Raw genomic sequence first — 11,718 nt, forward strand, 5'->3', positions numbered from 1 at the left:
ACACCGCGGTGAGCGGTGCGCCCGGGCGGTGGTCTTCGGTGCTTGGATCCGTCACATCACTTTTTCTTCTTGCTGCGATCCGGAACGACGGTGGTGATGGAAGGCATCACGGCTGCCGAGGAAAGCGGCTTCGAGTTCGAGTCGTCCTTCTTCGGCTTTTTCGCTTCCTTGTTGCTGCGCTGTTGGCCTTTAGGCATGGTGGTTCCTTTCTATGTGCCGATGTGCACTGGGGTGGGACCGGACCGGTAGGCCCGATTCAAGCAGCGTAACAGTTCCGCCCGGCGTCGATGCCAGTCCTTGCAGCGGGAGGCGACCCAAGTGCAAAAACGGCCGGCCCCCGATGCGACCGTTTGGCGCGGGCCAACCACTGGCGGCGCGGTGTCAACGGCCGGCTGCAGCGCACCCGGATCGGCTGTCCGTGGTCTCAAACCGCCATTGGCCGGTGCCGGCTCGGTACTGGCATTCGCCAGCCGATACCATCCAGCCGCATCGGCAGCGACGCCCCGGTGCGAGAGGCGGTGACTGAGGCGGGCTGCGGCCAGACCCAGCAGGCCGCGTTTCGGCCGCTTGGCTCGACAGCAGGCGACCCTGGCCGTCGAACCACGGCGCACGCCGCCTTGATCATGGCTTCCGTCAACAAACCCGTGGTTGAGTTGTGCGACCGGTGTGCGGCGTCAGTCGCGCGTGTGCCGCCTCCGAAGCGTCAATAGGAGCGCGCCGGGCGGGCACAACAGCAAAGTGCCGGCCTTGTGCACCGACGACAGCAGGAACGAAGGCGAGGCGCGGCCGATCCCGCCTGTTCTGACGATCTGGCCGCAAACGTTGATGTTGCTGGCCTCCGTGAGCAGCCAGCCCGCGCCGCTTGCATGACAAGCGTGTTCAGGTCGAGCATTCGGCTGCGATCGAACAGGCGGGCGCGCGTTCGGCGTCGCCACCCGTGAATGAAGTGCCGACCACCCTTCCCTCGTTGTTCACTGCATGGCTGCGGGCAAATTGGCCACCAAGGGTGCCCCGATCGGTCATACCCACCCCGGTCCGCCGAACCGTACGGCGTGGGTTTCTCCCGGCTCGTAGTCCGTAGGCGCCAGTCCCCCAACCGCGATCGTTGACATCGGCTCCACCGCTGTGTGTGCCGCCTCCCGGCATGTTGAGCCAGGAGACCGAGCTGCCGTGGGTCACAAATGCGGAACCCGCTCAGGACTGGCCGTCCGCGCCTCACATTGTGGCCTGCAAGCAGCCGCTGCATCTGCGGGGCCATTTGCGGGAAGGGCCGGACCGGGTTGCCGCCTGCCGAAGGGCAGCGTCAGCACGTGAATGCTGGGTTTCGCTGCCCCGGCGCTCTGAATCCGGGCCTGCCTAGATGTGAACTGTCAAGACGTTGTTTCTTGGCGGAGGAAGGCGGGAGATGGGTGCAACGCGGCCGATGCCGTGATGTGGACGGTGCCAGTTGTAGTGGTGTTGCCAGCGGTGAAGCGCCTGGCGTCGCTGCTCGGAGTTCTGGTAGGTCCAGCCGTAGGCCCACTCACGGAGGGCCGACTGGATGAATCGCTCGGCCTTGCCGTTGGTTTGCGGGCGGTACGCTCGGGTGAACTTCTGAGTGATGCCCAGCTGTTGACAAGCGTGTCTAAAGGGCTTGGATCGGAATGCCGAGCCGTTGTCGGTCAGCAAGCGCTTGATCGTCACACCCAGGCGGTTGTAGTAAGCCACGGCGTCGCGCAAGAACTGCACAGCGCTTTGCCCGCGCTCGTCGGGATGCATGGCGGTGAAGGCGACCCGCGCGTGGTCATCCACCGCCACGAACAGGAATTCCCAGCCGGCGCCCTCAACGGAGTCCTTGCGGTTGCCCGTGACACGATGGCCGGGCCGTTCGATGCGCCCGAGCTTCTTGGTGTCGATGTGCAGCAAGTCCCCTGCCTCTGCATGCTCGTAGCGCTGCACCGGCTCTCGCGGCTCCAAGTCCGACAGCTTGGACAGTCCTGCACGAGCCAGCACGCGGCTGACCGTCGCCTCCGACACTCCCACGGTGTTGGCGATTCTTGACTGGATCATCCGGCGCCGCCGCAACTCGACGATGAGCAACGCCTTGCCGGGCTCGATCGCGCGAGGCGAGTGCTTGGGTCTGGAAGACGCATCGCCCAACGCGGCCTGTCCCTCTGCCAGGTAGCGCCCCAGCCACTTGCGCGCCGTGGGCGGTGTGACGCCGTGGCGCAACGCCGCTTCTGCTGGCTTGAGGCCCCGATCGGTCATGTCAAGAACCATTTCGAGACGACGGGCGAACGCAAGTCGGGCATTCTTATGGGTGTTCATCCGGCTGTTTCCTGGAAGTGCTGGGTGTTTGGCGACTTCCAGTCTCCCAGACTCAGTCCGGGTGAACCACAGATACAACCTATTGAAGCTTCACACCTAGACCGCGGCCTTGCTGCTGTTCCAGGCGCCCTCGCACGGCCTCGCGGGAAGAGGCCAGCGCACGGTGCAAATCTGACAGCTCCAACGGCTTGGACCAGAACTCGTCAAAGCCCGCCTCAGTGCATCGTGTCCGGTCCTCCGGTCCACCGCGCCCTGTCAGGCAGATACGGGCACCGGGCCCGATCCAGCCGTTGGCCCTCAAACGTCTTATCACTTCACACCCGTCAAAGCCGGGCAGGTCCAGATCGATGATTGCGAGGTGTGGGTGCGCCACGGCCGCCACCTGGATTGCAGTAGGACCGTCGTACGCGACGGCGGTCTCGCATCCGAGCAGTTCCAGCAAACAGCCAAGCGACATGGCAGCATCGATGTTGTCGTCGACAACCAGCACCACCAATTCGCCGGGCGCGACTTCCTCTTCTTTGGCTTGCGGCATTCACCACTCCCAATTTCTGTGGGCGACAGGGACCGACATGGTGACTTGACACGCGCATGATGGAAATATGCCGATTCTCACGGATGCGCCCGCGCCTGCACTGATAGGCAGGTGCCACCGCGGCATCAGCAGAGCCTCTAGCGCGGCTCCTGTCGCTTCTCGCTAGAGAAGATCGCACTGCCAAGGGCAGGGACGTGGCCGCGCGCCGGGATGGAAGCCACATGACGATCGAGACGAGGCGCGACGGCGCGGCCCCTACGCAAGGGCCACTTGCGGATGCACCGCACACAAAGGAAGGGGCGGCAGCTGTGCCCCGCAGGACACGAGGCGCGTTGCTCCGCGCTGAGGTGGCGTTCGTTCAGCAGCGGTGGCCGCAGCAGGTGCCACGCTCCACCGCGGTGAGGCTGTGAACAGCGGCGACAGACGGCTGAGCGATATGTCGCGTGTCACTTCACCTCGACAACGGCCAGTTCCAGCTCCGATGCAGCCAGATTCCGGACGGTTTCGATCCCGTCCTCGTCCACGGCGCGAAGGTCTCCGCGCCCGACCTTGAGTCTTTGCGCACTCCGGGTGCTGGACTCGATCGCGTAGACACCCTCGGTCAAGGCCACGAAGAGGCGAGCGCCCTTGAACCGGACGGGTGCAGTGGCTGTGCGCGATTTGAGCAAGATCTTCGAGACACGGACACGATCGTTGTCGATGAGCACCTGCCAAGCTTCGTCGAGCGGGTCCAGACTGACCGCGTTGGGACGTGGGCGCGCGAGCACTTCGATGTCCAGAATCCTGAACGCGGTTCTATCAACATTGCGGATTCTGTGGACATACGGCTTCTGCTCGTAGGGCTTGTAATAGATTCGCCCTGCCGGTATCGGGGGGCGGACTTCGAGCGGCTTCCCTGGCTCCTCTGAAGGAACGTCGGCGCCGTCCAGGCACAGAAGGACGCTGTCCTTCTCGTGCCGGTGCCACAGGGACACAGCCCCTGGCAGGAAAGACACGTCAAACACCCTGAGTGCCCTTGTCCACAACACAAGGTGATGGCTCGGCTCTTCGTCGATCGCCACTACGGCATCGGTTTCTGGATGGTCTTCGGACACTGCAGCGGTCGAGAAGAGTCCAGTGCAGGCCACGCAATGCATCAGCATGGAAGTCGCACGTCTTGGGAGGCGAAGCATGAAGGTCATCCTGATCATCGAGGACCATCCGCTGGTCGCTGAAGCGACGCGGTCGTTGTTCGCCGGGATGGTGGATCGGGTTGAAATCTGCAGGGATGCCGACCAGGCCACCGCTGCGCTCTTGACCGAGGACTGCTGGTTCCGTGTCTTGCTAGACATCGGAATACCTGGCGCGAATGGACTATCTCTCGTGCGCCATGTTCATCGTAAAGGACTGGCCCCTCGCACTGCAATCATCACAGCCTACGAGAATTCACAGTGGCGAGAGGAAATCCGGGGGATGGGATTTCTTGGCTACGTGCTCAAAACAGCGAGCGTCGAGGAATTCAGCGGGACCATTGCGAAGATTCTCGACGGCCGGTTGTGCTTCGAGACGCAGACGACTGAAGCTCAGCAAAGTCATCTCACACGCCGACAGATCGAGATCCTCAACTTGCTCTCGGCCGGTTGCTCAACGAAGGACGTGGCTCGTCGGCTCAACATCTCCTCTGGTACGGTGGACAACCATGTGTCCGCCCTGATACGAGCCCTCCGCGCCCACGATAGGACTCATGCCGTCGCACTGGGTATGCAGCTGGGTTACATCGAGCAGCACGGGGTGTAGGTGGGCCTGCTTCCAAGGCTCCGCGGCTTGGGTTTGTCCAACAAGGTCGCGGCGATATCGGCAGTCGCCCTGGCGATGATGGCCTTGCTCATCACGACCCTGCAGTTGCGCCTGTTCCGCAGCAACCTAGAGCAGACGCTGCACAAGGAACAAGCGAGCTTCACCACCAGCATGGCGGAAAACCTGGGCCAGCAGCTGGTGACGCTCAAGAATGCGCTGTCGCTCAGTGCGCTTGCCGTGACCGAACTCGACGTCGCATCGAGTGATGCAGCACAACGGTACTTGGACACGAACGCGGGACTGAACGCGATCTTCGAGCGGAGCGTCTTCCTGTTTTCGCCCGAGGGCCGGATCATCGCCGAGCGGCCCTTTCTGCCGGGGAGGCGCGGTCAAGACTTCAGCTGGCGACAGTACAACCGGGACGCGATCAGCTGTCATAGCTACGACTTGATCTGACATTACCCTTGCCCGACAGGGCGTTCAAGGAAGTCAGATGACACAAGATCAGAAGATCATTCGCAACAAGATCGGGCTATTGAAGCTGGCGCAGACGCTGGGCAGCGTATCAGAAGCATGCAAGGTGCTGGGTTTCAGCCGAGACAGCTTCTACCGCTTCAAGGAACTGTACGAGACGGGCGGAGAAACGGCGCTCGCAGAGATCTCCCGCAAGAAGCCCAACCTGAAGAACCGGGCGGACCCCATCATCGAGCGAGCGGTGATCGACTTCGCGCTGGAGCAGCCGGCATACGGCCAGGTGCGCGTTGCCAACGAGTTGAGAAAGCGCGCCATCAGCGTATCACCCGCCGGCGTGCGCACGATCTGGCTGCGCCATGACTTGCAGACCTTCCAACTGCGCCTGAAGGCGCTGTCGGCCAAGGTGGCGCAGGAGGGCGTGATTCTCACAGAGGATCAGGTCCGTGCGCTGGAGAAGGCCAAGCAGGAGAAGGAAGCGCACGGCGAGACGGCGAGATCGAGACCGAGCACCCGGGCTACCTCGGCTCGCAGGACACCTACTACGTGGACAATCTCAAAGGCGTAGGGCGCATCTACCAGCAGACCTTCATCGACACGTACAGCAAGCTCGCGTTCGTCAAACTCTACGACCGCAAGCATGCGATCACGGCGGCGGATATGCTCAACGACCGGGTGCTGCCGTTCTTCGAGGAACACGGGGTGCCGCTGCTGCGCATCCTGACCGACCGTGGCAGCGAGTACTGCGGCAACCGGGAGACGCACGAGTTCGCGCTGTATCTGGACCTGGAGAACATCGAGCACACGCGCACGCGCACGAAGAGGCCTCAGACCAACGGGATCTGCGAGCGCTTCCATCAGACCATCCAGAACGAGTTCTACGCCAGCGCCTTCCGGCGCAAGCTGTACAACTCGCTGGACGAACTGCAGGTGGACGTTGACGAGTGGATGCAGAGCTACAACGCCGAGCGGACGCACTCGGGCAAGTACTGCTACGGTAAGACGCCGCTGCAGACCTTTATCGAGAGTGCAACGCTGGCGTACGATAAACAGCTGGATCAGATCAAGCAGACACCTCACGCCGATACGGCCGTCGCTTGACGGCTTGTCTGTCAGATCAAGTCTCGACTAGGACAGATCAGCACACGGGGGCCGGTGATCTCTGAGCCCTTCGTGACGACGAAGGCGGATCGGAACGTAGTGATCATGTTTGCAACGCCCGTGTTTTCAAGGGACCGCAGCAAGATCATCGCCATCAATGCCGGCAGTTTCGGCCTTTCCCATCCCCAGCTGCTCGGACCGATCGCCAGAACGGCAATTGGAAGGACGGGCTTCATGTATATCGTGACTGGCGATGGGCGATTGGTGATGCATCCCGATCGCAGCCACTTGCTGGAGCGGGCCTATCCCCTCGGTGGGAACCCCATCTTCGAGAGGGCGCTCGCGGGCTTCGAAGGCACCGGCACGTCGATAGAGCACGACGGCCGCAGCGCGATCTGCACCTTCAAGCGCATTCCCAGCACCACCTGGCTGTTGGCTGCGGTCTATCCGGAGGATGAGGCCTTCCAGTCATTCAACCAGCTCGCACGCAACCTGGGCCTCATTCTGGTTATGTTGACGTTGGCGGTGTGTGCGCTCGTTTGGTTCTTGACGCACGGTCTCGTGGTGAAGATCCAGGCTCAAAACGAAATGCTTGAGCAGCTGAGAGCAGAGTCGCAGAATCAGCTGCGTATCAAAACTCAGTTCTTCAACGAGGCGAGCCACGATTTCCGCCAGCGTTTGCACGGCATGCAGTTGTTCGTCAACGCGCTCACGCAGAACAGTGCCAAAGACTTCCACGTCATCGTACCGAAGGTGAAGTCCGCAATCGGCGACCTGCAACGGTATCTCGCCAACTTCCTGGAGATCACTCGGCTCGAGACGATCACGGTACAAGCCACTGTCCAGAGCTTCTCGCTGCAGGACATGTTTCAAGGACTGGAGCTTCAGTTTGAAGATGCAGCCACTACCCGAAAAATTGACTTGAAGTTTCGCTACACCGCGCTGCAGGTGGCCACCGATGAGAAACTGCTCTATCGCATCATGGAGAATCTGATCTCCAACGCGATCAAGTTCACCTCAAGCAAGGTCCGGGTTGCAGCGCGACGGCGATCGGCAGGCGTTGAACTCATCGTGGCTGATAACGGCGTGGGTATTCCTGCCACTGCTCAGCAGCGCATCTTCAGCGCGTTCTATCAAGTCGGCGGGCATGTCGCTGCCACGCCAGTCGGCGGGGGCTACGGCCTCGGCCTATCCATTGTCAAGCGTCTGCTCGATTTGATCGGCGCCGAGATCAGAGTCACATCAACAGTTGGCCGAGGAACAGCGATACGCGTCTGCCTCCCGACATCAGTCGTGAATCAACCGGTACAGGAATCTTGAACTCGGCGTGTGCCAAAGGTGCCCTCGGTCGCACATCTCACTCGGCTTGGCTTGGGCGTTGACATACTTGCTGGCCGCAGCTATTCGGCTTCTGAAAGTGCTACCAGCGGGCGAGTGAGAAACCACAAGAGGGTCTGGCGGGCGTATTGTGAGATGGGGTTGACCCTGCCGCAGCGCACGAAAAAGCGCGTGCCGCAACGTGACCCTGTGCGGCTGGACTCCGGCGAGTATGTCAACCAAGGCTGCGTCTTGGACTTCACTTCATGCACGACGCGCCGTGCGAACGGCCGGCGCTGCAGGGAGGCTCAACGTGCTGGGCCAAACGAGGCAAGAAGCCGTGGCCATCGAGGTGGCGCTCGTTCCCGTCACTGCCAGTCGAATGCGGCGCTCGAGGCCACCACAACAATGAAGCTATTTGTAGTAAGCGAATAGAAGTAGTGGCTGATCGGACCCTGCGGCAATTCCTCGGGCAGTGCAGAGCGCACCTCAGTGGGGAGTTCAGAAACCGACCCGATTGATGCGATCCATAGTGCTGCCCTGTCGTTCGAACTGCTATGGTAGACGCTCGGCCCTACATAGTAGAAGAGGATATGGTGGAATGTCAGCACGCCTCTCTCATATGACAGCTCGTTCCCGGTTGCGGAGCCGCATGGGATCAGGAAGTCGAAACTTATCGAATTGGTCGACAAGTCTACGGTTAGTGACGCCATTTTTGCATCATGGAAAGTAGCGTCCGGATGCCGGTTGCCAAGCAAGTCGTCTAGGTCCAGATCTCTTATTATCGCGCCCCTCTGATCTCGCACACTCTATTAGCGATCAGCTCTCGTTGAACTGCTCCCGGTCCGGTAGACAAGCCTGACCTATCCTTGAACTGCTCCCGGTCCGGTGGCCTCCATTTCAGAGAAGAGAGAGCAGGACAGAATCGAATTGGGCCAAAAAGTGGACCAAAGTAACGGACCCGTGGCACAGGCAGACCGGTCCGCAAGCCCGCATTGGCGCGGGAAAGGCCCAAACGAAAACGCCCAACCGAGACCGGTTGGGCGCTACAGCGGAACTCTCACGACGGCTACTTCTTCTTGATTCCACCCGGCTCACATGGCGCATGTCCGATTGCGATGAATCGGCCCACGTCATGCTCGAACGCCGCAATGGTGTGCTCCGAGATGGCGTCGTGCAACAGCACGGTTCTCGCCACCTCGGCATGGACCGCAAAGCGCTCCAGCACTGCACTTCGCATGTCGGTAGATAGCGTGTGCAGCACCGCCGTCATCAGGGCGTCGAGCGCGATGAGTGAACCCTTGAGTTCACAAATCCGCTCGGTCGCTTCCTGCAGGTCCTTCATCGGCTAGGCCGGCAAAGGCGCAGCAGGACTCCCTGCAAGTCAGAGCGCACGAATGCGCGAAGCCTGCGGGCCCTTCTGCCCTTCAGTGACTTCGAACTCCACGCGCTGGTTCTCCAGCAGCGTCTTGAAGCCGTTGCCCTGGATTTCCTTGAAGTGGGCGAACAGGTCCTTGCCGCCGTTGTCAGGGGCAATGAAGCCGAAGCCCTTGCCTTCGTTGAACCATTTCACAGTACCGGTTTCGGTGGCCATATCGTTTTTCCTTGATGGATGGGTTGAAAGAATGCTCCAGCTTGCGCTGGTGATGTTCAGTAGCTTCTCGAGAAGCAAGCTGTATTCAGGGGACGTTGCGCGCAAACTGATCATCAGCGGCGCGCTTGTCGCGACGAGGCGCCCGGCGGCCCCCGGCGCTCGAGGTGTCGGAACGTGATGCGTCCCTTCGACAGGTCGTAGGGCGACAGCTCCAGCGACACGTTGTCGCCGGCCAGGATGCGGATGTGGTGCTTGCGCATCTTGCCGGCGCTGTAAGCGATCAGCTGATGACCGTTCTCCAGCGTCACTCGGAAGCGGGAGTCCGGCAGGATCTCGTTGACGAGGCCCTGCATTTCGATCAGTTCTTCTTTGGCCATGGTGAGTCTCCTCGGGTCAGGATGTGGAGGGGCGATGCGAAACAGGCCGCAATGGCTCGTCCACATGGCAAGAGGCTGTGCGAGGAGGACGCTCGAGGCGCCACGACAGTCACCGGCAGTGGGTCCCGCTAGGGGCGCCACCGGCTCCTGGTCGTCGACCCACCGTCCTTGCTGCTCCAAGACGGTGTGGCAACCACTCCATTCGACACATGGGTAAGTCCCCGCCGGCACGGCAACTCTGCGTGTGCCACGCGCCGCAAGTCGTCTCACATTCCGGAGAACAGAGGGCGGGGAAGAATCAAACTGGACCCAAAACGGTCGGGACAGACAGACCGCTTGGCACAGGCGCTATGGCCCGGAAGTCCCCGCCAACGCGAGAAAGGGCCCAATGAGAAAGCCCAACCGAGACCGGTTGGGCGCTGAATTTTGGTGGATCTAGTATGACGTAAAACCAACCATCCTGTCAAGCTGCTGCTTCCATACGCGACGAGGCGCCTTATTCGGCACCACGGCGCCAAGCAATGCGGAAGCGCAGCTGCGCGACCAACACGTCCGCTCCACTACTTGCAGGCGTCCTGCGCGGATCACCGTCGCCGGGTGGGCCGTAATGATTTTTGGACAGACCGAAGACGCAGAGCGCGTGAACTGAGGACCTCGCAGGGTTGCCCGGCGAAATGCGTGTGATAAGCAGACTGCACTCCTGTCACGCCCTAGCACCGTCAGCTGTCATAGCTACGACTTGATCTGACATTACCCTTGCCCGACAGGGCGTTCAAGGAAGTCAGATGACACAAGATCAGAAGATCATTCGCAACAAGATCGGGCTATTGAAGCTGGCGCAGACGCTGGGCAGCGTATCAGAAGCATGCAAGGTGCTGGGTTTCAGCCGAGACAGCTTCTACCGCTTCAAGGAACTGTACGAGACGGGCGGAGAAACGGCGCTCGCAGAGATCTCCCGCAAGAAGCCCAACCTGAAGAACCGGGCGGACCCCATCATCGAGCGAGCGGTGATCGACTTCGCGCTGGAGCAGCCGGCATACGGCCAGGTGCGCGTTGCCAACGAGTTGAGAAAGCGCGCCATCAGCGTATCACCCGCCGGCGTGCGCACGATCTGGCTGCGCCATGACTTGCAGACCTTCCAACTGCGCCTGAAGGCGCTGTCGGCCAAGGTGGCGCAGGAGGGCGTGATTCTCACAGAGGATCAGGTCCGTGCGCTGGAGAAGGCCAAGCAGGAGAAGGAAGCGCACGGCGAGATCGAGACAGAGCACCCGGGCTACCTCGGCTCGCAGGACACCTACTACGTGGGCAATCTCAAAGGCGTAGGGCGCATCTACCAGCAGACCTTCATCGACACGTACAGCAAGCTCGCGTTCGTCAAACTCTACGACCGCAAGCATGCGATCACGGCGGCGGATATGCTCAACGACCGGGTGCTGCCGTTCTTCGAGGAACACGGGGTGCCGCTGCTGCGCATCCTGACCGACCGTGGCAGCGAGTACTGCGGCAACCGGGAGACGCACGAGTTCGCGCTGTATCTGGACCTGGAGAACATCGAGCACACGCGCACGCGCACGAAGAGGCCTCAGACCAACGGGATCTGCGAGCGCTTCCATCAGACCATCCAGAACGAGTTCTACGCCAGCGCCTTCCGGCGCAAGCTGTACAACTCGCTGGACGAACTGCAGGTGGACGTTGACGAGTGGATGCAGAGCTACAACGCCGAGCGGACGCACTCGGGCAAGTACTGCTACGGTAAGACGCCGCTGCAGACCTTTATCGAGAGTGCAACGCTGGCGTACGATAAACAGCTGGATCAGATCAAGCAGACACCTCACGCCGATACGGCCGTCGCTTGACGGCTTGTCTGTCAGATCAAGTCTCGACTAGGACACATCGTGCTGCTCACGCGCCAACCCACGATGCGCCGTGCGTACACGTCAACCACGAAGGCCACGTACAGCCAGGCTCGCCAGGTGCTGACGTAGGTGAAGGTGAAGTCCGAGACCCAGAGCTGGTTGGGTCGTTCGGCCTTAAAGACGCCACTGACCCGGTCGAGCGGGCACGGTGCCTTGGAATCGCTGACGGTGCGTGCGCACTGCCTTGCCGCGGCGCACGCCCTGCAGGCTCAAGCGGCGCATGAGCTGTGGGATTCGCAGACATCGTTTCACTTTTTTGGCTTGACGCCACCCCCTGCTTGGTCGCTCCGCTTTGAGCGGGCAGAGGGCGACCCGGCAACGATT

General features: G+C 61.3%; 12 protein-coding genes and 2 pseudogenes. 5 read left to right on the forward strand and 9 right to left on the reverse strand.

The window, feature by feature from the left end; genetic code table 11:
• Positions 1–56: 56 nt before the first annotated feature.
• From N7L95_RS12875 to N7L95_RS12890, 4 genes are all read right to left on the reverse strand, one after another.
• Positions 57–197, reverse strand: coding sequence for a hypothetical protein (locus N7L95_RS12875; protein WP_301255649.1), 141 nt, complete (start codon positions 195–197; stop codon positions 57–59).
• Between the two features lie 1,159 nt (positions 198–1,356).
• Positions 1,357–2,307 carry an IS481 family transposase gene (locus N7L95_RS12880; RefSeq protein WP_301255650.1) on the reverse strand — a complete coding sequence of 317 codons (951 nt, stop codon included), beginning with the start codon at positions 2,305–2,307 and terminating at the stop codon, positions 1,357–1,359.
• Positions 2,308–2,386: 79 nt separating this feature from the next.
• Complete coding sequence (locus N7L95_RS12885; RefSeq protein ID WP_301255651.1) at positions 2,387–2,842, reverse strand: response regulator; 456 nt, start codon at positions 2,840–2,842, stop codon at positions 2,387–2,389.
• Positions 2,843–3,288: 446 nt separating this feature from the next.
• Positions 3,289–3,984 carry a cupin domain-containing protein gene (locus N7L95_RS12890; protein WP_301255652.1) on the reverse strand — a complete coding sequence of 232 codons (696 nt, stop codon included), beginning with the start codon at positions 3,982–3,984 and terminating at the stop codon, positions 3,289–3,291.
• 28 nt (positions 3,985–4,012) lie between these two features.
• Between N7L95_RS12890 and N7L95_RS12895 the strand changes: the two genes are divergently transcribed.
• The 4 genes and pseudogenes from N7L95_RS12895 to N7L95_RS12910 all read left to right on the forward strand — a co-directional run bounded on the left by N7L95_RS12895 (position 4,013) and on the right by N7L95_RS12910 (position 7,510).
• Complete coding sequence (locus tag N7L95_RS12895; protein ID WP_301255653.1) at positions 4,013–4,618, forward strand: response regulator transcription factor; 606 nt, start codon at positions 4,013–4,015, stop codon at positions 4,616–4,618.
• Between the two features lie 27 nt (positions 4,619–4,645).
• The gene (locus tag N7L95_RS12900) at positions 4,646–5,074 is read left to right on the forward strand and encodes a hypothetical protein (protein WP_301255654.1); all 429 of its coding nucleotides are present in this window, start codon (positions 4,646–4,648) and stop codon (positions 5,072–5,074) included.
• Between the two features lie 37 nt (positions 5,075–5,111).
• Positions 5,112–6,190, forward strand: a pseudogene (locus tag N7L95_RS12905) (IS481 family transposase).
• Positions 6,191–6,295: 105 nt separating this feature from the next.
• Complete coding sequence (locus N7L95_RS12910; protein ID WP_301255655.1) at positions 6,296–7,510, forward strand: ATP-binding protein; 1,215 nt, start codon at positions 6,296–6,298, stop codon at positions 7,508–7,510.
• Between the two features lie 365 nt (positions 7,511–7,875).
• Here N7L95_RS12910 and N7L95_RS12915 read toward each other — a convergent pair whose 3' ends face one another.
• The 4 genes from N7L95_RS12915 to infA all read right to left on the reverse strand — a co-directional run bounded on the left by N7L95_RS12915 (position 7,876) and on the right by infA (position 9,478).
• Positions 7,876–8,118, reverse strand: coding sequence for a hypothetical protein (locus N7L95_RS12915; protein ID WP_301255656.1), 243 nt, complete (start codon positions 8,116–8,118; stop codon positions 7,876–7,878).
• A 458-nt stretch (positions 8,119–8,576) separates the two neighbouring features.
• On the reverse strand, positions 8,577–8,852 hold the full coding sequence (locus tag N7L95_RS12920) for a hypothetical protein (protein WP_301255657.1): 276 nt from the start codon (positions 8,850–8,852) through the stop codon (positions 8,577–8,579).
• Between the two features lie 39 nt (positions 8,853–8,891).
• Positions 8,892–9,101 carry a transcription antiterminator/RNA stability regulator CspE gene (cspE, locus tag N7L95_RS12925; protein WP_301255659.1) on the reverse strand — a complete coding sequence of 70 codons (210 nt, stop codon included), beginning with the start codon at positions 9,099–9,101 and terminating at the stop codon, positions 8,892–8,894.
• 113 nt (positions 9,102–9,214) lie between these two features.
• On the reverse strand, positions 9,215–9,478 hold the full coding sequence (gene infA / locus N7L95_RS12930; protein WP_301255660.1) for a translation initiation factor IF-1: 264 nt from the start codon (positions 9,476–9,478) through the stop codon (positions 9,215–9,217).
• 785 nt (positions 9,479–10,263) lie between these two features.
• Here infA and N7L95_RS12935 point away from each other — a divergent pair.
• On the forward strand, positions 10,264–11,334 hold the full coding sequence (locus N7L95_RS12935; protein WP_301255661.1) for an IS481 family transposase: 1,071 nt from the start codon (positions 10,264–10,266) through the stop codon (positions 11,332–11,334).
• Between the two features lie 35 nt (positions 11,335–11,369).
• Here the strand turns inward: N7L95_RS12935 and N7L95_RS12940 are convergent.
• Positions 11,370–11,664: pseudogene (locus N7L95_RS12940) on the reverse strand (DDE-type integrase/transposase/recombinase); the annotation flags it as partial.
• Positions 11,665–11,718 lie beyond the last annotated feature (54 nt).

It is taken from the genome of Eleftheria terrae (assembly GCF_030419005.1).
GTDB classification, from domain to species: domain Bacteria; phylum Pseudomonadota; class Gammaproteobacteria; order Burkholderiales; family Burkholderiaceae_C; genus Caldimonas; species Caldimonas terrae.